The following is a 1,772-nucleotide window of genomic DNA, read 5'->3' as shown; positions in this document are numbered from 1 at the left end:
ATGAAGATGACCACAGAAGAAGCGTTTGTGAAGGTTTTGCAGATGCACGGGATTGACAATGCCTTCGGGATTATTGGTTCCGCGATGATGCCGATCTCGGATTTGTTTCCTGCGGCTGGGATTAAGTTTTTTGACTGTGCGCATGAATGTAATGCGGGGATGATGGCGGATGGGTTTACCCGCGCATCGGGTCGGATGTCGATGATGGTGGCGCAGAACGGCCCCGGCATCACCTCGCTGGTCACCCCGATCAAGACCGCCTATTGGAACCACACGCCTTTGTTGATCGTCACCCCGCAGGCGGCCAACAAGACCATGGGTCAGGGCGGTTTCCAGGAGGTCGAGCAGATGGCTCTGCTGGAAGACATGGTCGCCTATCAGGAAGAGGTCCGCGACCCGTCGCGCATGGCCGAAGTTCTGAACCGGGTGATCCTGCAGGCCAAACGCGCCAGCGCGCCGGCCCAGATCAACATCCCGCGCGACTACTGGACCCAGGTGATCGATATCGAACTGCCCGCGGTTGTCGAGTTTGAACGCCCCTCGGGCGGTGAACAGGCTGTGGCCGAGGCGGCGAAACTGCTGTCCGAGGCGAAGTTCCCCGTCATCCTGAACGGCGCGGGCGTGGTTCTGGGCGATGCGATTGGCGACTCGATGGCGCTGGCCGAACGTCTGGATGCCCCGGTCTGCGTGGGCTATCAGCACAATGACGCCTTCCCCGGCTCCCACCCTCTGTTTGCCGGTCCGCTGGGCTATAACGGCTCGAAAGCGGGGATGGAGCTGATCTCGAAAGCCGACGTCGTGCTGGCGCTTGGCACCCGTCTGAACCCGTTCTCGACCCTGCCGGGTTACGGGATCGACTACTGGCCCAAGGATGCCAAGATCATCCAGGTTGACATCAACCCCGACCGCATCGGCCTGACCAAGCCGGTCAGCGTGGGCATCGTGGGCGACGCCAAGAAAGTGGCGCAGGGCATCCTGGCACAGCTGGCTGACGGTGCTGGCGACGCGGGCCGGACCGAGCGCAAGGACACCATCGCCAAGACCAAATCGGCCTGGGCGCAGGAACTGACCTCGATGGACCACGAGGATGACGATCCAGGCACCAGCTGGAACGAACGCGCCCGGGGCCGCGAGCCGGAAAAGATGTCTCCGCGCATGGCGTGGCGGGCGATTCAGGCGGCGCTGCCGAAAGAGGCGATCATCTCGTCCGATATCGGCAACAACTGTGCCATCGGCAACGCCTATCCGTCTTTCGAAGAGGGCCGCAAATACCTGGCGCCGGGCCTGTTTGGCCCCTGTGGCTATGGCTTCCCGGCGATTTGCGGGGCGAAAGTGGCCTGCCCGGACACGCCGGTTGTGGGGTTTGCCGGTGACGGCGCCTTTGGCATCTCGATGAACGAGATGGTCTCGGTCAACCGCGACGACTGGCCCGCGATCACCATGGTGATCTTCCGCAACTATCAGTGGGGCGCGGAAAAGCGCAACACGACGCTGTGGTTTGACGACAACTTCGTGGGCACCGAACTGTCGACCGAAGTCAGCTATGCCGGCATCGCCCGCGCCTGCGGCGTCGAAGGCATCGCGGTGTCGTCGATGGCGGAACTGACCGACGAGCTGAACAAGGCGGTCAAGCGCCAGATGGAAGAGGGCAAAACCACCTTCATCGAAGTGCTGCTGAACCAGGAACTGGGCGAGCCCTTCCGCCGCGACGCCATGAAAAAACCCGTCGCCGTCGCAGGCATCAGCAAAGACGACATGCGCACACAGGTCGG

Annotated in this window: 1 protein-coding gene; it reads left to right on the top strand. The window is 62.4% G+C overall.

The genetic code is table 11. The annotated features are described in order from the left end of the window. Window positions 1-1,772 (top strand): sulfoacetaldehyde acetyltransferase (gene xsc / locus GOX45_RS21875; RefSeq protein ID WP_171104079.1); only part of this gene is annotated, 1,772 nt, incomplete at both ends.

The organism is Ruegeria sp. HKCCD7255 (genome assembly GCF_013031565.1).
Classification (GTDB): Bacteria; Pseudomonadota; Alphaproteobacteria; order Rhodobacterales; family Rhodobacteraceae; genus Ruegeria.
This window is presented reverse-complemented; position numbering and strand designations above follow the sequence as displayed.